A 20,343-nucleotide genomic window follows, 5' to 3' on the forward strand; every position below is an offset into this window, starting at 1 on the left:
CGTGTGCTGGCCGGTATCAGTCGGCGGTGCTGATCACCCGGGATTTGCTGACCTGGGCCGGGGCGAAATGGCAGGTAAAGGTGCTGCCGTGCCCTGGCACGCTGCTGATTTCCATCCGCGCGCGGTGACGCAACAGCACGTGTTTGACGATCGCCAGGCCCAGCCCGGTGCCGCCGGTATTGGAGTTGCGGCTGGAGTCGACGCGGTAGAAGCGTTCGGTCAGGCGCGGCAGGTGTTTGCTGTCGATGCCGATCCCGGAATCCTGCACGCTCAGGTGCGCGCCTTGTTCGTCACCCCACCAGCGAATGCGGATGTTGCCTTCGGCCTGGGTGTATTTCACTGCGTTGAACACCAGGTTGGAAAACGCGCTGCGCAGCTCCGCTTCACTGCCCTTGAGCAGGATCGTCGGATCAGCTTCCAAGGTGATTTTCTGGTTTTTCTGGCCGGACAGCTGTTGCGCGTCACCCTTGATCGATTGCAGCAAGCCGTCGATGGCCACCGGTTGGTTGTCCGACGGGTAATCGGTGGCTTCCAGCTTGGCCAGCAACAGCAGGTCGTTGAGCAAGGTCTGCATGCGCCCGCCTTGCTGCTGCATTTGCTGCAGGGCACGGGTCCAGCGCGGGTTCACTTCCTCGACGTTATCGAGCAGCGTTTCCAGATAGCCGCAGATCACCGTCAACGGCGTGCGCAGCTCGTGGGAGACGTTGGCGATGAAGTCTTTGCGCATCTGCTCCAGCTGATGGATACGCGTCACGTCGCGCACCAGCATCAGGTGCTCATTGTTGCCGTAGCGGGTGATGTACAGCTGGATGCGCATCCGGTCGTTGGTCGGTGAGGGGATTTCCAGCGGTTCGGCGTAGCTGTCCTGTTCGAAATATTCCTTGAAGCGCGGGTGGCGTACCAGGTTGGTCACCGGCTGGCCGCTGTCCTGCGGCGTCTTGAGGCCCAGCAGGGTCTCGGCAGCGCGGTTCCACCATTCCAGGTTGCCGTCGCTGTCGAGCATGACCACCGCGTCTTTCAAGGCCGCGGTGGATTCCTGGACCCGGTCGATGACCGCTTGCAGGCGCCCGCGAACGCGTTGGTCGCGACGTTGCAGATGGTAGATGTTGTCGAACACTTCGCCCCACAGGCCATAGCCATCGGGTGGCGCCTCATCGGGTTTGTGCAGGCGCAGCCATTCGTGCAGGCGCAGCAGTTGCTTGAGGGTCCAGACCAGGTAAACGCCGAGTCCCGCGGCGAGGCTCCAGCCGTAGTAGCCGGTAACCAGGCCGATCACCAGGCAGGCGGTGACCAGCAGCAGCATGTGGCGAATCAGGGTGCCATGCCAGTTTTGGTTCACTTGAAAGCGCGTCCTTGTCTACTTCTAAAACGGGGGAAATCCGGGTCAGGCTTTTGTGGAAAAGCGGTAACCGGTGCCGCGCACGGTTTGTACCAGGTTTTCGTAGGCATCGCCGAGGGCTTTGCGCAGGCGCCGGATGTGCACGTCCACGGTGCGTTCCTCGACATACACATTGCCGCCCCAGACCTGATCCAGCAACTGGCCACGCGTGTAGGCGCGTTCCTGGTGGGTCATGAAGAACTGCAGCAGACGGTATTCAGTGGGTCCCATTTCCGCCGGTTTGCCGTCGATGGTCACGCGGTGGCCAATCGGGTCCAGCAGCAGGCCGCCGACTTCAATCGGCGCTTCGCCATCGGAAGGGCCGGCACGGCGTAGCACGGCCTTAAGGCGTGCAACCAGCTCGCGTGGGGAAAAGGGCTTGGTGATGTAGTCATCGGCGCCGACTTCCAGGCCCTGGATCTTGTTGTCCTCTTCGCCCTTGGCGGTGAGCATGATGATCGGGATATCCCCGGTCAGCTCGTCGCGCTTGAGGCGGCGGGCCAGCTCGATGCCGGACGTGCCGGGCAGCATCCAGTCGAGCAGGATCAGGTCCGGCTTGCGGTCGACGATGATGGCGTGGGCCTGCTGGGAGTTCTCCGCCTCCAGGCAGTCATAGCCGGCCATTTCCAACGCAACGGCGATCATTTCGCGAATGGGCGCTTCGTCGTCGACGATCAGAATGCTCCTGCCAACCATGCCTTAATCCTCTTGTCATTTAACTGTCTTGCGCCGCATTAGATAACGGAATTATTGCAGTCGTGTGACAGTATTTTAGTCGCCCGGCGATTGTCATGAACCTGGACTAAGCTCTAAGTCCGAATCCTGACAACCACAAACGGAAGGTTTCCATGAAACACATTGCTCAATCCTGGAAGGCTTTGCTGGTAACTGCTGCGCTAACGCTGCCGACCATGGCTTTCGCCGCCGACCCCGCGATGATGAAGGACGGCATGATGGTCGATCATAAGGGGATGACCCTGTACACATTCGACAAGGACTCAGGCGGCAAGTCGATGTGTAATGGTGATTGCGCCAAGAACTGGCCACCAATGATGGCGCCAGCGGGTGCCACGGCTACAGGCAAGTGGAGCGTGATCAAGCGTGATGACGGCACCAGTCAATACGCTTACGACGGTAAGCCGCTTTATACGTTTGTAAAAGATGAAAAGCCTGGAGACATGACGGGCGATAAAATGAAAGACGTCTGGCACGTCGTTCACGAATCGCAGAAGTAACGGATTCGGCCCGGTTTGATTGCCCCGCTTTGCGGGGCAGTCATCGTTTTAGCGCAACCCGTAATCCAGCACAATCCCGACAAAAATCGCCATCCCGGCCCAGTGGTTGTGCAGGAACGCCTTGAAACAGCGCATCCGGTCCTTGCTGCGGGTGTACCAGAACTCCCAGGCAAAACAGCCCGCCGCCACCGCGAGCCCCAGATGGAACCAGCCGCCGAGCTCGAATTTCGACCCGGCCAGCAGCAGACAACCCAACGCCAACCCTTGCAGGGTCAGGATGATCACCCGGTCCGCCTCGCCAAACAGGATCGCCGTGGATTTCACACCGATCTTCAAGTCGTCGTCGCGGTCGGTCATCGCGTAGTAAGTGTCGTAGCCCACCGTCCACATCAGGTTGGCGATCCACAGCAGCCATGCCGCCGCCGGCAGTTCGCCGGTCTCAGCGGTGAAGGCCATCGGCATGCCCCAGGAAAACGCCGCGCCCAGCACCACTTGCGGGTAATAGGTGTAGCGCTTCATGAATGGGTAAGTGAAGGCCAGGGCCAAACCACCGAACGACAGCCAGATCGTTGCCGCATTGGTGCACAGCACTAGCAGGAAACTCAGGCCCATCAGCAGCGCAAAGAACACCAGCGCTTCTTTGGAGCTGATCCGGCCGCTCGGCAACGGGCGCTGTTCGGTGCGTTTCACATGGCCGTCGACCTTTCGGTCCGCCCAATCATTGATCACGCAGCCGCCCGCGCGGGTCAGCACCACGCCAAGGACGAAAATCACGATATTGGCCAGCGATGGCGAACCCTTGCCAGCAATCCACAGCGCCCACAGCGTCGGCCACAGCAGCAGGTAGATGCCGATCGGCTTGTCCATGCGCGTCAGCTGAATGAAATCCCTGGCCCGGGGATTCAAGCGGTTCAAGGACTTGAGCAGGCTCTGGTACATCAGCAATTCTCCGGATGGGCGCGGGCGGCACTCCACAGGGTCGGCAGGAAAATCTCGGCCACCAGCACACTCAAGGCGCCACGGTCGAAGCGCGAGCGGCGCGCCCACAGCCCAGGCGCTCGCACTTCACTTGGCAGCCACGCCTGCGGGTAGTGGCAAACCTCGATGGCCCGGCGCTGGAAGGCGTGATCGCAAAACAGCAACTCGCCCAGGGAACGGCTGCCCAATTCATCCATGTGCAAGCCGTCGCCCTGCAATGCACTGCGTGCCGCGACGCTGCGGGCAAACACCAGGGCTTGCCCGTGACCACGCAAATACACCTCGCGCACCCAGCCTTCACTGCCTTCGGCCAGGTCGAGCGCGGCGCATTCATCCGTGCGCAGGGTCTGCCAGCCTTCGAACAACGGCGTGACGCTGAACGCATCATTCGTCAGGTGAATAAGGCGTCTGGTCAGCGAGCCATGATCGAACAACCAGTCGAGGATAGACGTGTCGGGTAGAGGCGTCAGTTGGCTTTGAACGAGCCAGATTGGCGGCGGGCAGGGGGATTCTGTGTGTTGCACAATGAGTCATTATTGGCAGCAAAGGAGGTCGCGAGCTTACCATGTGCGCCACGAATTTTGATTGACCCGGCAGCCCATTGCGCCGAACAGGCTTGCATCTGTTGGGCCCGATCAGTAAAAAAACGCTTTGAGCTGGATGGCAACGCAGTAACCATCGACCATCCGCGCCGGCAATAGCCTGAATCCCGAGGAAATACCTGAATGAAAAAGTGGCAATGTATCGTCTGCGGCCTGATCTACAACGAAGCCGACGGTTGGCCCGATGACGGCATCGCACCGGGCACCCGTTGGGAAGACGTCCCGGCAGACTGGCTGTGCCCGGACTGCGGTGTGGGCAAAATGGATTTCGAAATGATCGAAATCGCCGCCTGAATAACTAAGGAGTAAGGAATGAACGCACCTGTCGTAATCGTTGGTACCGGGCTGGCGGGCTACAACGTGGCTCGCGAGTTTCGCAAACTCGACAGCGAAACCCCGCTCCTGCTGATTACCGCCGATGACGGGCGCTCCTACTCCAAGCCGATGCTCTCCACCGGTTTCGGCAAGAACAAGGATGCCGACGGCCTGAGCATGGCCGAACCGGGCGCGATGGCCGAGCAGTTGAAGGCCGAAGTGCGTACCCATACCCGCATCAGCGGCATCGACCCGGGCCACAAGCGCCTGTGGATCGGCGAAGAATCGGTCATTTACCGTGACTTGATTCTGGCTTGGGGTGCCGAAACCGTACGCGTACCCATCGAAGGCGACGCGGCGGATTGCGTGTTCCCGATCAACGACCTGGAAGACTACGCACGCTTTCGCGCGGCAGCGGCCGGCAAGCGTCGGGTCCTGTTATTGGGCGCCGGCCTGATCGGCTGCGAATTCGCCAACGACTTGACCCTGGGCGGCTACGAGGTGCAACTGGTTGCACCGTGCGAGCAGGTCATGCCGACCCTGTTGCACCCGGCGGCGGCCGCAGCGGTCCAGGCCGGCCTTGAAAGCCTGGGTGCGCGCTTCCACCTCGGCCCGGTGCTCAATCGCCTGCAGCGGGTTGCTGACGGCCTGGAAGCCCATCTTTCCGATGGCCAGGTGATCCCGTGCGACGTGGTGGTGTCGGCCATTGGCCTGCGTCCGCGCATCGACCTGGCTGCTGCTGCCGGCCTGCAAGTCAATCGCGGCGTAGTCGTCGACCGTCACCTGCAAACGTCCCACGCCAACATCTACGCCCTGGGCGACTGTGCCGAGGTCGATGGGCTGAATCTGTTGTACGTGATGCCCCTGATGAGCTGTGCGAGGGCGCTGGCGCAGACCCTCGCCGGCAACCCGACGGTGGTCAACTATGGCCCGATGCCAATCACCGTCAAAACCCCGGTGTGTCCATTGGTGGTATCCCCGCCGCCACGGGGTGCGGAGGGCGTCTGGACCGTCGAAGGGCAGGGTGCCGACATCAAGGTTTTATGCCGCGATAACAGCGGCAAATTGCTCGGTTATGCCCTGACAGGCGCGGCCGTGATGGAAAAACTGGCCCTCAACAAAGAGCTTCCGGCACTGCTGGCGTAAATACCGGTCGTTCTGTCGGAATCACCCCCCTTTTGCCCAAACATTGGCCGCGCCGACACTGGCGCGGCTCCTCGCTGCGTGCCATCCTCACTCCCGTCGGCCGCAGAGTAGAGCACCTGCGGCGCTTTGGGCGCTGCTCCACAGAGAGCGGCACGGACATAACAACAAAAAACCGTCAAAGGGGCTTCACTAATATGCGCAAACCAGAACTCGCCGCAGCTATTGCTGAAAAAGCAGATCTCACCAAAGAGCAGGCCAACCGCGTCCTCAACGCCGTTCTCGAAGAAATCACCGGCGCCCTGCACCGCAAAGACAGCGTGACGCTGGTAGGTTTCGGCACCTTCCTGCAACGCCACCGCGGTGCCCGCACCGGCAAAAACCCGCAAACCGGTGAGCCCGTCAAAATCAAGGCCAGCAACACTGTTGCGTTCAAGCCGGGTAAATCGTTGAAGGACAGTGTTAATCCGTAATTCGCATTCCCCGTCGCGGGGTTGCGCAATAAAAAATGGGCACGCCAACCGGGTTGGGTGCCCATTTTTTTGGTATGGACTTTAACTCCAAGGGGGTCATCCATAACCCGGTGTTTTGTGGGAAATGTCCGACAGCGTTGTGGGGCGGAGGAGCGAAAGATCGTCTGGACTCGGTCCGAACCTTCGAAAGCTCCGATGCCTCCAAACGGCAAGTTTTGAATCATTAAACACAACTCGAAAATGATGAAATCCCTTACAAAATCGAGGAAGCATCCGACGCTTTTTTAAGGTTGGCCTTCGGAAGCGCGACGGTTAGCGTGGTCACTCCCAATATTCCTCGGAGATGCACCATGCCCAAGGTCAACGAATTGCCCGGCGGATCAGCGGCCGAAAGCACTACCCCCTACATGTCCGCGACTTCAAGAAAGTTGCACCATGCTGCCACTCGCGCCCTGGACCATTACCTCAAGCCCAATGCCCTGGTCATGAGCGGGGCTCATCCACCCAGCACGATCTTTGTCGTGGCGCCAGACATCGACAACGAGACGCTATTGGCCCACGCCTGTGAGTCGTTGGCGTCGGCCAATGTGATGGCGAGTGAAATCGCCGCGATGCTCGAAGGGGCGCACCGCAGTACGATGCTGGCGCTTCAGCAGGTGATCATGCTCGGAGAGCTGGCGGTGAATCGGGTGCTGGATAACGTCGCCCCGACGCACCCTGCCTGACTCGGCAAGAGGCGGCTTACGTCAGTGACTTGGTAGTCATCGGCGTCAAAAAACCTGGCATCTCCTCCTAACGTAACTCGAAGGTGGCGTTCTGGAATTTAATCGCTACACTGCGCCGGCCGTTCATTTTTCTTTTGAGGCTTGCGCATGAAATTTCGTTTTCTGCTGTGGATGCTGGGTTTGTTGATGGGTAAGGCCAGTCGGACCAATCCGGCGTTTCAGCAGCAGCTGGGTGACAAGGAACTGGTGTTTCAGCTGCAGACCCTGGACGGGAAAGTAGCGCGGCACTTCCGAGTGAAGGATCAGCGCATAACCAGCAAGGCAGGTGTCCACGCTGAGCCGGCGTTTGCGATTGCCTTCAAGGATGCCGGCTATGGCTTTGCCACCATGCAGGCGAAGAACAAGCAGTTGGCGTTCATGACGGGGATTCAGGACAAGTCGATCCAGATCAAGGGCAACCCGGCGCTGGTGATCTGGTTCCAGGGGCTGACCAAGTATTTGAAGCCGAAGAAGGTCAAGCCTAAGGCTTAAGGTCTTTCAGGTCGCCTGCAGGGATTCATTTAGTGCACATTGAAATGTCTCAAAAGGAAACATGAACTGTCATTGTTGACAGTATCTTAACAATATTGATTAGCGCTTCATTGGTGCAGAGGTCCATGGCGGACCTCGATAGCCCGTGAAGGAGCAAGATCATGAATCAAACGAATGTAGAATCTACGGCGGGTGCGCTCGATCCGATTTTTAATGGAAATGGCATCCTGAGATTGCCGCACCCTGCGATATCCGGGTTTCAAGCGTCTGCCGTACTTACCTTGGCTGCAGGTAAGCTAATCGTTGTTATCCCGTTATTGGGGCAGGGAGCTGGGTTTGCGGTGGCTCGGTTGAATGAGGACGCTTCACTCGACAAGGACTTCGATGATAAGAAACAAGGGTTTGTTCATGTCGATCTTGAACAATATGAAGAGCTCAAGATATTCGGGATCAGTGCAGCCACGAATGGTGGATGGTTGATTTTCGGTAGCGCCACGTTGGCAACTGTCTCGGGCATGCTAATTGTTCGTCAGCTCCCGAATGGTCAGCTGGATACCTCATTAAATGGTACGGGTATTCTCCATATCCCCAACAATGAGTTTGGTAACTCCAACCACGATCCAATGCAGCAAATTATCGAAAAAAATTCCTATTCTGCCAACCAGGCTTCTCGCCCCACCTTACCGTCTTTGGTTGAGCAGGCAGACGGCAAGTTTGTTCTGCTCACCTATGGCTCGGACAATGCTGGCAAACGAAAAGGCATTGTGTTGCGCCGTAACCTAGATGGTTCACGGGATCTGACTTTCAACGGTACCGGGTTTGCAATAGTCGAACTTGCAGATGTTGCACATGAATCGAATACCGCCGCAGCCGTCGCGGTGCAAGCGGACGGGCATTTGTTGGTTTGTGGGCAATTTAACAACGGCCGAGATGATCGCGGAGCCTTTGTAACGCGTTTAGACACTCAAGGTAGGCTGGATCCCGGGTTTAACTCAGGTCGCACCGTTACCATTTCTAATACAACCCAGATTGGATTTAACTCCGTTACGGTGCGAAAAAGTGATGGCGCCATTTTGGTGGCCGGTTATGTGCAACCCGGGATTGGAGAGTCACACCAGGGTTTGATTGTGGTTCTCAATACCAGTGGCTCTTACAATCTTGTGTTCAACCGCGGGAAACCGTTGTACAGCGCGCTGACGCCTGATGGATCGGCATGGTATCGCTGTGCATGGGCGACAAGCGGATCAATCGTGGTTGCCGGAGGCACTGGCAATGGCTATCCGACAGAAATTCTCACAGCAATAACAGCGCGACTTGTTGCTGATGGTTCTCTGGACCCGACGTTCAATGAGGGAAAAGGTTTCGCCATTTTCAATGACGATGAAGGCTATGAGTCGACTCTGGACATGACGGTGATGGAGGACGGCAGGATCGTAGTTTGCGGTGCGCTGTACAACATTGTCGGGCCATGGCCTGATGTTACCGGCGGCTGGGTGCTGCGCTATCTTGCTTAGGCGAAGAGATAGTCCGGGTTGAATTCATCGCGGGCAAGCCTTGCTCCTGCCAGGGTGGAGATGACCCCTGTGAGAGCGGGCTTGCTCGCGATGCTTTTCAGCCTTGGCTAAATTGCGAAGCCAGTTCACGCAGCAACACTTCAGCCTCAAGCACTTTACTAACGACGTCTTCGGCCTTGGCACGGCTCAGGCCGAGTCGTTCCAGCAGGGCATCCGGAATGTCTTCATCCGGTCCGGAGCCAATGCCACGGCTGCGCAGCAGGCGCACAGCCAGGCAAACCAGGTTCGGGTATTCGGCGTAGGTGCCGTCGTAGCCTGGGTCGTGCTGGAAGCGCAGCGCGGTGGTGAGTTCTTCCGGCATGTCCCAGTAGCGCATCAGCCATGAGCCGATCTGTTCACGGCTGATGCCCAGCAGGTGTTGCTCGATGTAGCTGTGGCACAGGTGCGGGTTGACCTCCATGTGCCGGCAGATCAGCGAGAAATGCGGCGGGAACACGTGGGCCAGCAGCAGGTAGCCGAAGTTGTGCAGCAGGCCCGCCAGGTAGGTCAGGCCCGCTTCCGGGCGCTGGGTGCGGGGCATCGCGCGGGTCAGGCCTTCGATGACTGCGGCCGTGTAGATCGATTGCTGCCAGTACGGGGTGCTGTGTTGCGGGCGGTCCTTGGGCAGGCTCAAGGTTTTGCCCAGGGCCAGGCCCAGCGCCAGGTTGATCACCAGGTCGAAACCCAGTACCCGGACGATCGCGTCTTCCACCGAACGAATCTTGCCGGGGGAGGCGTAGTACGGCGATGCGGCCCAACTCACCACCTGGGCGGCCAGCGCCGGGTCGGTTTCGACCACGCCGGTGATGTCGTCGATGGTGGCGTTGGGGTCGACGCGCAGTTTGATGATCTTCTGTGCCGTTTCGGCCAGCGGTGGAATCTCGATGGTCGCTTCCAGTCGTTGCTGGATACGTCGGGCGGTGAACGCCTGGACGGCCTGGGAGATTTCCTCGCGGTCATCGTCAGGGCGATCGAGGTTCGGGCGGATGCTGCTCAGGTTCTCGCCGAAGTTGGCGGCACTGGCCTTGGTCAGCATGGACTTGAAGGCTTCACTGCTGATTTCCAGCAGCACGCCCGGCTCACCTGAGTTGACCAGTATCATGGGCTCGCGCAACAGGCTTTCTTCATACAGGCAGGGCGAGCTGGTCAGCGATGGCAGGCCCGGCAGCAGGCTCAGGCTGTGTTTGCCGAGCATTTTCTGCAGGCGCTCGGTCGACACGGCCGTGAGGCGGCGGCCTGTGAGTTCGGTCAGGCGATTGAGGTCCAGTAACTGGCTTTGCGGATACAGCACCATCAGCGTACCGACACTGTCATCGAGCAGCACGGCCTGGACTTTGCGCGCGGCGTTCAGGCCGTGATGGTCGAGCACTTCTTCGAAGACAATGCCCATTTTGTCCAGCAGTAGCCGAATGACCGACGGAGCGTGCGGGGCAGCGGGTGCGAGGGCAACTTCGGTCATGGTCTGTATCCGTTCCAAAACAATTTCAGGAGTATAACCAGCTTGCTCAAAACCATGGCCTGGAAACTGAGACGCTGCTCACACTTGGCCGTATTGCTGCCCATGGCGCAGCCAGCGGTCAAGTAACGGGCTGACATGGTCTGGCCAGCGTTCCAGCAGGGCTTGGGCGGCGTCGCGTACGGCAGGCAGCAGGTCGGCGTCACGCATCAGATCGGCGACCTTGAATTGCAGCAGGCCGGTTTGCCGTGTGCCGAGCATTTCGCCAGGACCGCGCAGTTCGAGGTCTTTTTCGGCGATCACGAAGCCGTCGTTGGTTTCACGCATGATACCCAGCCGCTGGCGTCCGATCTGTGACAGCGGCGGATGATAAAGCAGCACGCAGTGGCTGACCGCGCTGCCCCGCCCGACGCGGCCGCGCAGCTGGTGCAGTTGCGCCAGGCCCAGCCGTTCGGGGTTTTCGATGATCATCAGGCTGGCGTTGGGCACGTCCACGCCGACTTCGATCACGGTGGTGGCAACCAGCAGCTGCAGGTTGCCAGCCTTGAACTCGGCCATCACCGCTGCTTTTTCGGCGGGCTTCATGCGTCCATGGATCAAGCCGACTTTTAATTCGCCGAGGGCGGCGGTGAGGTCTTCGTGCGTAGTTTCGGCGGCCTGGCAGGTCAGCTCTTCCGATTCTTCGATCAGCGTGCACACCCAATAGGCTTGACGCCCTTCGGCACAAGCACCGCGCACCCGTTCGATCACTTCGACGCGCCGTGTGTCGGTGACCAGCACCGTGTTTACCGGGGTACGGCCCGGGGGCAGTTCGTCGAGGATCGAGGTGTCGAGGTCGGCGTAGGCGCTCATGGCCAAGGTTCGGGGGATCGGCGTGGCGGTCATGATCAGCTGATGCGGGCACATTCGTCCGCCGACGCCTTTCTGCCGCAGCGCCAGGCGCTGCTGTACGCCAAAGCGGTGCTGTTCATCGATGATCGCCAGCGCGAGATTCTTGAACTGCACTTCGTCCTGGAACAGCGCGTGGGTGCCGACCACCATCGGTGCGCCGCCCGCAATCTGCTCAAGCGCGGCGACACGGTTCTTGCCCTTTAGCTTGCCGGCCAGCCAGGCGACTTCGATGCCCAGCGGTTCGAGCCAGCGCTTGAACGTGATGAAGTGCTGCTCGGCGAGGATTTCGGTGGGCGCCATCAGGGCGACTTGATAACCGGCTTCCAGTGCCTGTAGTGCAGCCAACGCGGCGACCACGGTTTTGCCCGCGCCGACGTCGCCTTGGATCAGTCGCAACATGGGTTCGTGCTGACTGAGGTCGTAGGCGATTTCGTTGCCGACCCGCTGCTGTGCGCCGGTCGGGGTGAAGCCCAGGTTGGCCAGATATTGGGTGGGCAGCTTCGTGGCTTTCGGCATCGCTGGCGCGCGCAGGGCACGCATGCTCTCGCGCAGGCGTTGCTGGGACAGTTGATGGGTCAGCAGCTCTTCGAAGGCCAGGCGGTGCTGGGCCCAGTGATGACCCAGGGCGAGTTCGTCGACATCGGCATCGGCAGGCGGGTTATGCAGGTAGCGGATCGCATCGGCCAGCGGCGCCAATTGGTAATCGCGGGCCAGTTCCGTTGGCAGCCAGTCGGGCAGGCTGCTCGGACCGAGCAGGGTCAGGGTTTGCAGGCACAGCTGGCGCAGGCGCTGTTGGGTCAGGCCTTCGGTGAGCGGGTACACCGGGGTCAGGGTTTCATCCACGGGCGGCGGCTCGTCGCCGGTGAGGGCGCGATACTCCGGGTGGTAGATTTCGAGCCCCGATGCGCCGGGCCGCGCTTCGCCGTAGCAGCGAATCCGCGTGCCGCGCTTGAGGCCTTCTTTCTGTGCGTTGCTGAAGTGATAGAAGCGCAGGCTGAGCCCGCCGGTACCGTCCTGCAGGCGCACCACCAGGCTGCGGCGTCGACCCATGACCACATCGGCACCGCTGACGGTGCCTTCGATCACGGCATCCTGCCCTGGGCGCAGCGCGCCGATCGGCACGACGCGAGTGCGATCCTGGTAGCGCAGCGGCAGATGAAACAGAACGTCCTGGAGGTTTTCCAGGCCGACCTTGGCCAGTTTTTCGGCCATGGCTTCGCCGACACCCTTGAGTGCCGTCACCGACACTTGCGACAACTCGGTCATGGCGTCGCTTAACCGGCCGTTACCGGTGCGGCGGGTTTGGCCACCGAGCACAGGCGAATGGAGTCAGCGAGGATCTCAATGGCCTTCGGCCGCGGGAAGCTCGCACGCCAGGCGATGGCTACGGTGCGGAATGGCACCGGCGCCGACAGCGGGCGAACCTCGATCACGCCGGGGGCGTAGTGATGGCTGTCGACCGCCGACAGCGGCAGGATCGAAATGCCGAGACCGGAAGCCACCATGTGGCGGATGGTTTCCAGCGAACTGGACTCCACCGTGGTGTGCTTGGCGCCGTCGTTGCCCTTGGCCAGGGTCGGGCAGGCTTCGAGTACCTGGTCGCGGAAGCAATGGCCTTCGCCGAGCAGCAGCAGGCTCTTGTCGTTGAGCAGGTTGGCGTCGATGGATTCTTTCTGCGTCCATGGGTGCTGCGCCGGCATCAGGACATAGAACGGCTCGTCATAGAGCTGCAAGGTCAACACGTCGGCTTCGTTGAACGGCAGGGCAATGATGATCGCGTCGAGTTCGCCGTTGCGCAGTTTGTCGCGCAACACGTGGGTGAAGTTTTCCTCGATGTACAACGGCATCTGCGGGGCAACCCGGTGCAGTTGCGGAATCAGGTGCGGGAACAGGTACGGGCCGACGGTATAGATCGCGCCGACCTTGAGCGGCGCGGTTAGCTGGTTCTTGCCAGCCTGGGCCAGTTCGCGGATGCCTTGGGCCTGTTCGAGCACTTTTTGCGCCTGGGCGACGATGCCTTCGCCGACCGGGGTCAAGCGCACGGCGCTTTTGCTGCGCTCAAAAATCAGCACACCGAGTTCGTCTTCAAGCTTTTTCACGCCCACCGACAGGGTAGGTTGGCTGACGTGACAACGCTCGGCGGCATGGCCGAAGTGTTGTTCTTGGGCGAGGGTAACGATGTAGCGTAATTCTGTGAGGGTCATAGCAAGCGTCCATGAAGTTGCGGGCCAAGCATACCGCTTGCAATCGATAGACGCACGTTATCAGAAGGCAGGTGGCGAGTGACACAGGGCAATATCGGTTTGGCGTTTCCAGATAGACAAAAGGCACCTTTCGGTGCCTTTTGCATTTCCAGTTTCCTGGGTTGCCGGTGTGATTAGCGCCGGCGTTTGTCGATCGAGTAAACAAAGGGCGCAACAATTTCGATTGAGCCGTTGGTCAGCATGTCGGCCGGTGGCTTAGGCAGCGGCTGGGCACGGCGGATCATGTCCAGGGTCGCCCGGTCCAGATCGGCTGTGCCCGAAGCGCCAACCAGTTCGAAGGACAGGACGTTGCCTTCGGCATCCACCACGAAACGCAGGCGGTTCATGCCTTCCTTGCCCCGTGCCTGTGCGCTGGCCGGGTACTTCTTGTACTTTTGCAGGTGCGCCAGCAATGCGCCTTGCCAACTGGCCTTGGCCGCGACTTGAGCGGCGGAAGGGCCAGGTGCGGGCTGGGCGGATTTCTCCGACGGGGCCTGGGTCGGTTGCGCCTCGCTCGGTTTGGCTTCCGACGGTTTTTCCTTCGGCGGCTCGGGCTTTTTCTCTACCGGTTTGGGCGGCTGAGGCTTCGGCTTGGGTTTTACCGGCTTGGGCACGGCAATCTCGGCCTTCGGCGCTTCAGCAAGCTTGGGTATCGGCAGTTCTTCGACCGGAGCGGGCGGCTGCGGTGGCGTGACGACCTTCGGCGGTGCAGGCGGTGGCGGGGCGGGAACCGGCGCCAACTCGACCATCATTGCCTGGGGAGGCAATTCGATGGGCGGGTGGGCCGTCCAGTTCACGGCCAGCGCGATGGCCAGCGCGTGAACGCCCAGCACGATAGCCAGGCTACCGCTGTAACGCGTCAGCTTATGGCGCGTAGTGATCATTTCTTGGCTGCCGTCTCGAGTCCGACCAGGCCGACCTTCAGGTAACCGGCGGCGCGCAAGTTGTCCATCACGCTCATCAGGTCGCCGTAATCCACACCTTTATCGGCCTGGAAGAAGATCGTCGTGTCTTTCTTGCCCTGGGTCCTGGCGTCGAGCGTGGCGCCGAGTGCTTCGGCCTTTACTTCGTCTTCGCCGAGGAACAGGCGCTGGTCAGCCTTGACGCTGAGGAACACCGGTTTCTCCGGCCGTGGCGCCGGCTTGGCGGTGGACGCGGGCAGGTCGACCTTGATGTCCACGGTGGCCAGCGGGGCTGCCACCATGAAGATGATCAGCAACACCAGCATCACGTCGATGAACGGCGTGACGTTGATTTCGTGGTTTTCGGACAGATCGTCGTCTGCCCCTTCTTTCAAATGCAGGCCCATGGCCGATTACCCCACTTTCACCATGTGCGGTTGCGAGCTGCGCTCGGGCTGGTGGTCGAGGTCGCGGCTGACCAGCAGCAGGACCTGTGCCGACGCGTCGGACACCTGGGCCTTGTAACCGGCGATGGAGCGGGCGAAAACGTTGTAGATCACTACCGCAGGAATCGCTGCAACCAGGCCCAGTGCGGTCGCCAGCAGGGCTTCGGCGATGCCGGGAGCCACGACGGCGAGGTTGGTGGTCTGGGTCTTGGCGATGCCAATGAAGCTGTTCATGATGCCCCATACGGTACCGAACAGACCGACGAACGGCGCGGTGGAACCGATGGTGGCGAGCACGCCGGTGCCGCTGCTCATGTTGCGACCGCAAGCCGCTACCAGGCGCTCAAGACGGAAGCTGACGCGTTCCTTGATGCCTTCTTTCTCACGGCTGTTGACCGACAGGCGCATCTCTTCGAGGGCGTCATGGACCAGCAGGTTGGCCAGGGTGCCTTCCTTTGCCGCAGTGGCACTGGCTTCTTTAAGGGAGGCGGATTTTTTCAGCTGGGCGATTTCACCGCGCAGACGACGCTTGGCGCCCATCAACTCAAGACCCTTGGCGATCCAGATGGTCCAGGTGATGATCGAGGCGATGGCCAGGCCGATCATCACGATTTTGACGATGATGTCGGCGTTCTGGTACATGCCCCACGGCGACAGGTCATGGGCCATGCCCAGGGTGTTGTCGGCCTCCAGGACTTCGGGAGCGTTTTCACCGTTAGTGTCTGCCGGTACTGCCTGGGCAGGATCGGTCGCAACCGGTGTCACTGCCGGAGCGGCGTGGTCGGCCTGGGCAGGTGCGGCGGCAGCAGCCGGTGCGGCGGGGGCTTGTGCGTCAGCAAAAGCGGCGGTTGGCGCCAGCATCAGGCTGAGTAGCAGGGCGGCCACCGCGCTCCAGGCGCGAGGTCGTTTGGTTGGCGAAGCGGAGAGTTGATTACGTGTCATGCTGGGCCGGACCTGAGGGAAAAAGACGGTTAATGTTCTTCCAGGCCTCGTAAGGCCGAGAACAAAAGTGGTCCGCATTATTGCAAGTAATTCTTGTTAACAGAAGTAATAGAGTATCTTTTTTTCCTGCATTGCTAGCCGCTCGTCCATTGGCAGCGCTGGTTTGTCCATTTTTGAGGAGAGTTTCCTGATGTCCGCACCCTCTGTTTTGATCGCCGGTTGCGGTGATGTCGGCAGTCGTCTGGCCACGCAATTGTTGAAAGGCGGGTGGGAAGTCCATGGCCTGCGTCGTGACGTTTCACGCCTGCCCGACGGGGTTGTAGGAGTGGCCGGCGACTTGTTCAATAAAGACTGCCCGGCGACCTGGCCGGTGGGTGCAGTTGATTACCTGGTGTACTGCGCGGCCGCCACTGATCACGATGAAGCGGGTTATCGCGCCGCTTATGTCCAGGGCTTGCGGCATGTGCTGGAGTGGCTGGATGACTATGGGCAGGTGCCCAATCGCTTGCTGTTCGTTTCCAGCAGCAGTGTCTACGGCCAGCAGCAGGGCGAGTGGATTGACGAGACTTCGCCAGCCGTGGCGGCGGGTTACTCGGGGCGGGTGATGCTTGAAGCGGAGCAGATTGCGCTCAATAGCGGCATCCCGGCCAGTATCGTGCGCCTGACCGGTATCTACGGGCCGGGTCGTGAGTGGTTGCTGACCCAGGTTCGCCGGGGCTATCGCGTGGCGATCGATCCGCCGCTGTACGCCAATCGCATTCATGCCGATGACGCGGCCGGGTTGATGGCCTGTCTGCTGGAGGCGGACCGGCGTGGCGTGGCACTGGATGACGTCTATATAGGCGTTGATGACGCGCCCGCAGCGCTGGCGGATGTGGTGGGCTGGTTGCGCGAGTATCTGGGTGTGACCGAATGGGCGGACGACGCCACTGTGCGCCGCACCGGGAGCAAGCGTTGCAGCAATGCGCGGGCGAAGGCGTTGGGCTGGACACCGAAGTATCCGAGTTTTCGCGAGGGTTATGCGGCGATCATTGAAGGGCGTTGCTGACCTGTAAACGCCACAACCCCCTGTAGGAGCGAGCTTGCTCGCGAAAGCGGTCTGACAGGCAACGCATTTGTTGACTATTACGGCCTCTTCGCGAGCAAGCTCGCTCCTACAAGGGGGTGGTGTTGCTTACTGCTTCTCGAGCAGCCACTTGCGATTGCCCGGCGTGTACTGGGGCATTTCGTCTGCCTGGGCAGTATTCACCGCCTGGAAAATTTCCAGTTCCTTGCCTTTGCGCGCAAAGATCCAGGGGTTTCCCTGTCCGTTAAGTTGCAACCACATATTGTCGTTGCCACCGCTCATCGACGCACAGTCACCCGCCAGGCACAGGGCATAACGATCGGCTTCCGGCAGGCCGATGACCTGGCCGTCGGCCTGGAACTGCACGCTATTGCCTTCGCCGGGGCCGCTGACGACCTTCCAGCTGCCGCCCATGTACGCCGAGTACAGCGCGCGTTCGAAGCTGGCACCCATCGGTGCGCCATCCGGAACCGGAATCAGCGCGCGGTCGAAGACCTGCTCAGGTTCGTTGTCGCTGGCGGCCTGGCTCAGTTGCTTGCCGTCACGCTTGAGCTCGCTGGCAGAGCTGCCATAAAAGTCGACCTTCCAGGCGCCGGACTGTTCGCCCAGCAACCTGCCTTCGACATTTTCAAAGCCATTGGTGTAGCGGGCCTGACTGGCCTTGGTGTTGACGTCCCATTCCAGGTTTGGGCCGTAGGCCTGGAGGGCTTCACGCAGGGGGCCGCCTTTGGCTGCAGCATCGATCGCCGCCTGGTTGATCCAGGTGCCGCTGATGTCACGGTCGGCAGGGTTGCTGGCACATCCGCCCAAAAGCAGGGCGAGCAGCGAGAGAACAAGCGCGTTGCGCATGGTGGAATCCTTTCAGACTTTCTTTACTGCAGAGCGGTCGGCGCAGCCATGGGCTGCGCCAGACGCATTACTCGATGACCAGGATGGCATCCATTTCAACCTGCGAACCCTTTGGCAGGGCCGCAACGCCGATGGCGGCGCGAGCTGGGTAAGGCTGGTCGAAGTATTTGCCCATGATCTCGTTGACCTTGGCGAAGTGGCTCAGGTCGGTGAGGAAGATGTTCAGCTTGACGATGTCCTTGAACGAACCGCCGGCAGCTTCAGCCACGGCCTTCAGGTTCTCGAACACCTGGACGGTCTGGGCTTCGAAGCCTTCGACCAGTTCCATGGTTTTTGGGTCCAGAGGGATCTGGCCCGACATGTAGACGGTGTTGCCAGCCTTGATCGCCTGGGAGTAAGTACCGATGGCGGCCGGGGCCTTGTCGCTGGTGATAACAGTCTTGGTCATGAATGACTCCTTGTAATGGATGGGTGGCTACGCGCGCATGCGGGTGATGCGGATCACCCCGGTCAGGGCGCGCAGTTTCTTGATCACGCGGGCCAGGTGCACGCGGTCGTGTACGCTGACCACCAGTTGGACCACGCTGATGCGACCATCGCGTTCATCCATGCTGATTTTTTCGATGTTGCCGTCGGCCGCATTGACGCTGCTGGCCAGCAGGGCGATCAGGCCGCGCTGGTGTTCCAGCTCGACGCGCAGTTCGACGTTGAATTCGCCGGTGACATCCTTGGCCCATGAGAGCTGGATGCATTTTTCCGGGTTGTGGCGGATTTCGCTGATGTTGCGGCAGTTGTCCAGGTGCACGACCATGCCTTTGCCCGCGGACAGGTGGCCGACAATCGGGTCGCCCGGGATCGGCGTGCAGCACTTGGCGTAGCTGAGGACCAGCCCTTCGGTACCACGAATCGCCAGCGGGCCTTCCGGGCTCGGCAACTGTTCGCCTTCGCCAAGCAGGCGTCGGGCGACGACGTAGGCCATGCGATTGCCCAGTCCGATATCTTCCAGCAAGTCTTCGATCAGTTCCAGGCGGTATTCGGCGAGCATCGCCTTGACGCGTTCGGCCGGGATTTTTTCCAGCGAACTGTCGAAACCGTTGAGCACCTTGTTCAGCAGGCGTTCGCCCAGGCTGATGGACTCGGAGCGGCGCTGCAGTTTCAGCGCATGGCGAATGTGGGTGCGCGCCTTGCCGGTGACCACGAAGTTGAGCCACGCCGGGTTCGGCCGCGCGCCGGGTGCGCTGACGATCTCGACCGTGGAGCCGCTTTGCAGCGGTTCGGACAGCGGTGCGAGGCGACGGTTGATCCGGCAGGCAATGCAGCTGTTGCCGACGTCGGTGTGCACCGCGTAGGCGAAGTCGACCGCCGTGGAGCCCTTGGGCAGCTCCATGATCCGGCCTTTGGGCGTGAACACGTAGACCTCGTCCGGGAACAGGTCGATCTTCACGCTTTCGATGAATTCCAGCGAGTTGCCGGCTCGTTGCTGCATTTCCAGCACGCCCTTGACCCACTGGCGGGCACGGGCGTGCGTGCCTTTGGGCTGCTCGTCGCCGCTGGATTTGTACAGCCAATGGGCCGCGATGCCGTTGTTGGCCATCTCTTCCATTTCACGGGTACGGATCTGGATCTCGATCGGAACACCGTGCATGCCGAACAGCGTGGTGTGCAGCGACTGATAGCCGTTGGCCTTGGGAATCGCGATGTAATCCTTGAAGCGCCCCGGCAACGGCTTGTACAAATTATGAACAGCACCCAGCACGCGGTAGCAGGTATCGACCTTGTCGACGATGATCCGGAACGCGTAGACGTCCATGATCTCGTTGAAGGCCCGACGCTTGCCGCGCATTTTCTTGTAGATGCCGTAGAGGTGTTTCTGCCGACCGCTGACCTCGCCCTGGATGCCATCGATGGCCAGGCAGTGACTGAGGGATTCTTCGATCTTGTTGACGATTTCCTTGCGGTTGCCCCGGGCGCGCTTGACCGCCTGGTAGATCCGCGCGGAACGCATCGGGTGCATGGCCTTGAAGCCGAGGTCTTCGAATTCTATGCGGATGGCGTGCATGCCCAGCCGGTTGGCGATGGGCGCATAGATTTCCAGGGTTTCCTTGGCGATGCGCCGGCGTTTTTCGCCAGACAGCACTTCCAGCGTGCGCATGTTGTGCAGGCGGTCGGCCAGCTTGACCAGGATCACGCGAATGTCGCGGGCCATGGCCATGGCCATTTTCTGGAAGTTTTCAGCCTGGGCTTCGGCCTTGGTCTCGAAGTTCATCTGGGTCAGTTTGCTGACCCCGTCGACCAGTTCGGCCACGGTTTCGCCAAATTGCGCTTGCAGCGCTTCCTTGGCAATGCCGGTGTCTTCGATCACGTCATGCAGCATGGCCGCCATCAGGCTCTGATGGTCCATGTGCATGTCGGCAAGAATATTCGCCACCGCGAGTGGGTGCGTGACGTACGCCTCGCCGCTACGGCGGCGTTGGCCGTCGTGGGCTTGTTCGGCGTAGAAATACGCTCGGCGGACCAGGTTGACCTGGTCTTTGCCGAGGTAGGTCGATAAGCGATCGGCGAGGGCGTCTATGCTCGGCATGATGACTCCTGCCGTAAGCTTTTATCCCGCGCCG

Annotated in this window: 21 protein-coding genes; 8 read left to right on the forward strand and 13 right to left on the reverse strand. The window is 60.5% G+C overall.

Annotated features, from left to right (window positions below):
- Window positions 1-16: 16 nt before the first annotated feature.
- Together phoR and phoB are read right to left on the reverse strand one after the other, a co-directional pair.
- On the reverse strand, window positions 17-1,303 hold the full coding sequence (gene phoR, locus HFK74_RS01905; protein ID WP_218953535.1) for a phosphate regulon sensor histidine kinase PhoR: 1,287 nt from the start codon (window positions 1,301-1,303) through the stop codon (window positions 17-19).
- An 81-nt stretch (window positions 1,304-1,384) separates the two neighbouring features.
- Window positions 1,385-2,074 carry a phosphate regulon transcriptional regulator PhoB gene (phoB, locus tag HFK74_RS01910; RefSeq protein ID WP_008064504.1) on the reverse strand — a complete coding sequence of 230 codons (690 nt, stop codon included), beginning with the start codon at window positions 2,072-2,074 and terminating at the stop codon, window positions 1,385-1,387.
- Between the two features lie 152 nt (window positions 2,075-2,226).
- On the opposite strand from phoB, the gene HFK74_RS01915 reads away from it, so the two are divergent.
- Window positions 2,227-2,613, forward strand: a complete 387-nt coding sequence (locus HFK74_RS01915) for a hypothetical protein (protein ID WP_180202128.1) — start codon at window positions 2,227-2,229, stop codon at window positions 2,611-2,613.
- A 48-nt stretch (window positions 2,614-2,661) separates the two neighbouring features.
- Here the strand turns inward: HFK74_RS01915 and ubiA are convergent, their stop codons facing one another.
- Both ubiA and HFK74_RS01925 read right to left on the reverse strand, forming a co-directional pair.
- Complete coding sequence (ubiA, locus tag HFK74_RS01920) at window positions 2,662-3,552, reverse strand: 4-hydroxybenzoate octaprenyltransferase (protein ID WP_180202129.1); 891 nt, start codon at window positions 3,550-3,552, stop codon at window positions 2,662-2,664.
- Entirely contained in the window at window positions 3,552-4,115 is a 564-nt protein-coding gene (locus HFK74_RS01925; RefSeq protein ID WP_180202130.1) for a chorismate lyase, read from the reverse strand. Before HFK74_RS01925 ends, ubiA begins: the two co-directional genes overlap by 1 nt.
- 201 nt (window positions 4,116-4,316) lie before the next feature.
- Here HFK74_RS01925 and HFK74_RS01930 point away from each other — a divergent pair, with 201 nt between their 5' ends.
- The 6 genes from HFK74_RS01930 (at window position 4,317) to HFK74_RS01955 (ending at window position 8,894) form a co-directional block, all read left to right on the forward strand.
- Window positions 4,317-4,487: a rubredoxin gene (locus HFK74_RS01930; RefSeq protein ID WP_007995385.1), complete on the forward strand. Its 171-nt coding sequence runs from the start codon at window positions 4,317-4,319 to the stop codon at window positions 4,485-4,487.
- Window positions 4,488-4,505: 18 nt separating this feature from the next.
- Window positions 4,506-5,654: an NAD(P)/FAD-dependent oxidoreductase gene (locus tag HFK74_RS01935; protein WP_180202131.1), complete on the forward strand. Its 1,149-nt coding sequence runs from the start codon at window positions 4,506-4,508 to the stop codon at window positions 5,652-5,654.
- A 194-nt stretch (window positions 5,655-5,848) separates the two neighbouring features.
- Complete coding sequence (locus tag HFK74_RS01940) at window positions 5,849-6,124, forward strand: HU family DNA-binding protein (RefSeq protein WP_003213368.1); 276 nt, start codon at window positions 5,849-5,851, stop codon at window positions 6,122-6,124.
- A gap of 350 nt (window positions 6,125-6,474) precedes the next feature.
- Window positions 6,475-6,849, forward strand: a complete 375-nt coding sequence (locus HFK74_RS01945; RefSeq protein ID WP_180202132.1) for a DUF6124 family protein — start codon at window positions 6,475-6,477, stop codon at window positions 6,847-6,849.
- Window positions 6,850-6,996: 147 nt separating this feature from the next.
- Complete coding sequence (locus tag HFK74_RS01950) at window positions 6,997-7,380, forward strand: helicase (RefSeq protein WP_180202133.1); 384 nt, start codon at window positions 6,997-6,999, stop codon at window positions 7,378-7,380.
- A gap of 161 nt (window positions 7,381-7,541) precedes the next feature.
- Window positions 7,542-8,894: a hypothetical protein gene (locus tag HFK74_RS01955; RefSeq protein ID WP_180202134.1), complete on the forward strand. Its 1,353-nt coding sequence runs from the start codon at window positions 7,542-7,544 to the stop codon at window positions 8,892-8,894.
- A gap of 97 nt (window positions 8,895-8,991) precedes the next feature.
- Here the strand turns inward: HFK74_RS01955 and HFK74_RS01960 are convergent, their stop codons facing one another.
- The 6 genes from HFK74_RS01960 to exbB all read right to left on the reverse strand — a co-directional run bounded on the left by HFK74_RS01960 (window position 8,992) and on the right by exbB (window position 15,813).
- Window positions 8,992-10,392 (reverse strand): aminoacyl-tRNA deacylase and HDOD domain-containing protein, encoded by a 1,401-nt coding sequence (locus HFK74_RS01960; protein ID WP_180202135.1) that lies wholly within the window; start codon window positions 10,390-10,392, stop codon window positions 8,992-8,994.
- 78 nt (window positions 10,393-10,470) lie between these two features.
- On the reverse strand, window positions 10,471-12,546 hold the full coding sequence (recG, locus tag HFK74_RS01965) for an ATP-dependent DNA helicase RecG (protein ID WP_180202136.1): 2,076 nt from the start codon (window positions 12,544-12,546) through the stop codon (window positions 10,471-10,473).
- Window positions 12,547-12,554: 8 nt separating this feature from the next.
- Window positions 12,555-13,484, reverse strand: a complete 930-nt coding sequence (locus HFK74_RS01970; protein ID WP_008064487.1) for a hydrogen peroxide-inducible genes activator — start codon at window positions 13,482-13,484, stop codon at window positions 12,555-12,557.
- 173 nt (window positions 13,485-13,657) lie between these two features.
- A complete protein-coding gene (locus HFK74_RS01975; protein ID WP_180202137.1) occupies window positions 13,658-14,407 on the reverse strand; it encodes an energy transducer TonB in 750 nt (249 codons plus the stop codon).
- Complete coding sequence (gene exbD / locus HFK74_RS01980) at window positions 14,404-14,832, reverse strand: TonB system transport protein ExbD (RefSeq protein WP_008064483.1); 429 nt, start codon at window positions 14,830-14,832, stop codon at window positions 14,404-14,406. Before exbD ends, HFK74_RS01975 begins: the two co-directional genes overlap by 4 nt.
- Window positions 14,833-14,838: 6 nt before the next feature.
- Window positions 14,839-15,813, reverse strand: a complete 975-nt coding sequence (gene exbB, locus HFK74_RS01985; protein ID WP_180202138.1) for a tonB-system energizer ExbB — start codon at window positions 15,811-15,813, stop codon at window positions 14,839-14,841.
- 190 nt (window positions 15,814-16,003) lie between these two features.
- Between exbB and HFK74_RS01990 the strand changes: the two genes are divergently transcribed.
- Window positions 16,004-16,861 (forward strand): SDR family oxidoreductase, encoded by an 858-nt coding sequence (locus HFK74_RS01990; protein WP_180202139.1) that lies wholly within the window; start codon window positions 16,004-16,006, stop codon window positions 16,859-16,861.
- A gap of 126 nt (window positions 16,862-16,987) precedes the next feature.
- Here the strand turns inward: HFK74_RS01990 and HFK74_RS01995 are convergent, their stop codons facing one another.
- The 3 genes from HFK74_RS01995 to spoT all read right to left on the reverse strand — a co-directional run bounded on the left by HFK74_RS01995 (window position 16,988) and on the right by spoT (window position 20,309).
- A complete protein-coding gene (locus HFK74_RS01995; RefSeq protein WP_180202140.1) occupies window positions 16,988-17,728 on the reverse strand; it encodes a hypothetical protein in 741 nt (246 codons plus the stop codon).
- A gap of 67 nt (window positions 17,729-17,795) precedes the next feature.
- Window positions 17,796-18,176, reverse strand: coding sequence for a RidA family protein (locus HFK74_RS02000; protein WP_003229509.1), 381 nt, complete (start codon window positions 18,174-18,176; stop codon window positions 17,796-17,798).
- Between the two features lie 27 nt (window positions 18,177-18,203).
- Window positions 18,204-20,309, reverse strand: coding sequence for a bifunctional GTP diphosphokinase/guanosine-3',5'-bis pyrophosphate 3'-pyrophosphohydrolase (spoT, locus tag HFK74_RS02005; protein WP_008062824.1), 2,106 nt, complete (start codon window positions 20,307-20,309; stop codon window positions 18,204-18,206).
- Window positions 20,310-20,343 lie beyond the last annotated feature (34 nt).

It is taken from the genome of Pseudomonas sp. SbOxS1 (assembly GCF_013416725.1).
Classification (GTDB): domain Bacteria; phylum Pseudomonadota; class Gammaproteobacteria; order Pseudomonadales; family Pseudomonadaceae; genus Aquipseudomonas.

Excerpts from the sequence above, each read along its gene's own strand:
- phoR (WP_218953535.1), bottom strand. The coding sequence starts at position 1,303 with ATGCTGCTGCTGGTCACCGCCTGCCTGGTGATCGGCCTGGTTACCGGC.
- phoB (WP_008064504.1), bottom strand. The coding sequence starts at position 2,074 with ATGGTTGGCAGGAGCATTCTGATCGTCGACGACGAAGCGCCCATTCGC.
- HFK74_RS01915 (WP_180202128.1), top strand. The coding sequence starts at position 2,227 with ATGAAACACATTGCTCAATCCTGGAAGGCTTTGCTGGTAACTGCTGCG.
- ubiA (WP_180202129.1), bottom strand. The coding sequence starts at position 3,552 with ATGTACCAGAGCCTGCTCAAGTCCTTGAACCGCTTGAATCCCCGGGCC.
- HFK74_RS01930 (WP_007995385.1), top strand. The coding sequence starts at position 4,317 with ATGAAAAAGTGGCAATGTATCGTCTGCGGCCTGATCTACAACGAAGCC.
- HFK74_RS01935 (WP_180202131.1), top strand. The coding sequence starts at position 4,506 with ATGAACGCACCTGTCGTAATCGTTGGTACCGGGCTGGCGGGCTACAAC.
- HFK74_RS01940 (WP_003213368.1), top strand. The coding sequence starts at position 5,849 with ATGCGCAAACCAGAACTCGCCGCAGCTATTGCTGAAAAAGCAGATCTC.
- HFK74_RS01945 (WP_180202132.1), top strand. The coding sequence starts at position 6,475 with ATGCCCAAGGTCAACGAATTGCCCGGCGGATCAGCGGCCGAAAGCACT.
- HFK74_RS01950 (WP_180202133.1), top strand. The coding sequence starts at position 6,997 with ATGAAATTTCGTTTTCTGCTGTGGATGCTGGGTTTGTTGATGGGTAAG.
- HFK74_RS01955 (WP_180202134.1), top strand. The coding sequence starts at position 7,542 with ATGAATCAAACGAATGTAGAATCTACGGCGGGTGCGCTCGATCCGATT.
- HFK74_RS01960 (WP_180202135.1), bottom strand. The coding sequence starts at position 10,392 with ATGACCGAAGTTGCCCTCGCACCCGCTGCCCCGCACGCTCCGTCGGTC.
- recG (WP_180202136.1), bottom strand. The coding sequence starts at position 12,546 with ATGACCGAGTTGTCGCAAGTGTCGGTGACGGCACTCAAGGGTGTCGGC.
- HFK74_RS01970 (WP_008064487.1), bottom strand. The coding sequence starts at position 13,484 with ATGACCCTCACAGAATTACGCTACATCGTTACCCTCGCCCAAGAACAA.
- HFK74_RS01975 (WP_180202137.1), bottom strand. The coding sequence starts at position 14,407 with ATGATCACTACGCGCCATAAGCTGACGCGTTACAGCGGTAGCCTGGCT.
- exbD (WP_008064483.1), bottom strand. The coding sequence starts at position 14,832 with ATGGGCCTGCATTTGAAAGAAGGGGCAGACGACGATCTGTCCGAAAAC.
- exbB (WP_180202138.1), bottom strand. The coding sequence starts at position 15,813 with ATGACACGTAATCAACTCTCCGCTTCGCCAACCAAACGACCTCGCGCC.
- HFK74_RS01990 (WP_180202139.1), top strand. The coding sequence starts at position 16,004 with ATGTCCGCACCCTCTGTTTTGATCGCCGGTTGCGGTGATGTCGGCAGT.
- HFK74_RS01995 (WP_180202140.1), bottom strand. The coding sequence starts at position 17,728 with ATGCGCAACGCGCTTGTTCTCTCGCTGCTCGCCCTGCTTTTGGGCGGA.
- HFK74_RS02000 (WP_003229509.1), bottom strand. The coding sequence starts at position 18,176 with ATGACCAAGACTGTTATCACCAGCGACAAGGCCCCGGCCGCCATCGGT.
- spoT (WP_008062824.1), bottom strand. The coding sequence starts at position 20,309 with ATGCCGAGCATAGACGCCCTCGCCGATCGCTTATCGACCTACCTCGGC.